This window comes from Paenibacillus cremeus, from assembly GCF_007786445.1.
Lineage (GTDB): Bacteria > Bacillota > Bacilli > Paenibacillales > NBRC-103111 > Paenibacillus_G > Paenibacillus_G cremeus.
This window is the reverse complement of sequence record NZ_VNJI01000146.1, coordinates 1-1039: the sequence shown is the minus strand read 5'-3', so window position 1 is coordinate 1039 and position 1039 is coordinate 1. Positions and strand designations below refer to the sequence as shown.

Annotated in this window: 1 protein-coding gene; it reads right to left on the bottom strand. The window is 46.5% G+C overall.

Going from position 1 to position 1039, the window contains the following annotated elements; genetic code table 11:
- Positions 1-681, bottom strand: a 681-nt coding sequence (locus FPZ49_RS35255) for a reverse transcriptase domain-containing protein (protein ID WP_261381771.1), incomplete at its 3' end; no start/stop codon positions are given.
- Between the last annotated feature and the right edge of the window lie 358 nt (positions 682-1039).

Genomic DNA, 1039 nt, shown 5'->3' with positions numbered 1-1039 from the left:
CCGTACTACGGCGAAGCCCAATTCCTTCATACTCCAATCGAAATGATTCAAATAAATGTTTGCAAGCAGTGGAGATATCACTCCGCCCTGCGGTGACCCGATTACCGTTTCATGGAACTGATCATCTTCCATGACTCCTGCGGTTAGCCACTTGCGAATGAGCATTAGCACTTTACCGTCGGTGATTCGTTCTCGCACCTTTTCCATTAGCAGTTCATGTGGAATTTCATCGAAAAAAGACATGATGTCCAGATCGACCACATAGTCATATCCGCCGCGCTTTGCTCGTCGAATTGTAGCTATGGCTTGGTGGGCAGAATATCCTGGTCGAAAACCAAAGCTGTAATAATAGAAGTCCTGCTCGAAAATCGGCTCGATGATTCGCCGTACCGCTTGCTGACATACGCGATCGCGGATTGTGGGTATGCCTAACGGTCTTAATTTCCCGTTTTCCTTTTCGATGAAATGTCGCAGCACGGGGTCAGGTTCATAACGCCCTTGGTGCAATAGCCTTTGGATTTCCCGCAGGTTCATGCTCACGTTTTTCTCGAAAATTTCGATGCTCACCCCATCGATGCCACAGCTTCCTTTGTTCTTCCTTACTTCCAGCCATGCTTCGTACAAGTTCTCCATTTGGTAAACTTTATCGATCAGAGAGTAGTATCTTCGTTTCGGTTTCATTGGTGTTTTCACCACCCTTGCCACTACTCACCAAGCTGTTCTTGCCTCCGCTACAAAGACCGATTCCTTACTTGTTCCATCTCTTACAACCGCGTGTTAGAAAAAAATTCAATCGCTCCTGTTGCCTAAGATGTACTCAGGTCGCCAGTATGCCTCTATCCTCAAGGTTTCTTTACCTCTTGGCGGGACGCGCCCACTCGGTCATACCCTCTGGTTTAAGGCGCTTACGATCCCCACTTACGAAAACTCACAGACTTTGACAAAGCACATTCCCTTTGCCTCTGTCTTCCCTCTTTTGAAGTGGAAGCAGGTTATGCGACTTGACTTTTACGAAACATATTTGCTTCATAAAAAAAAA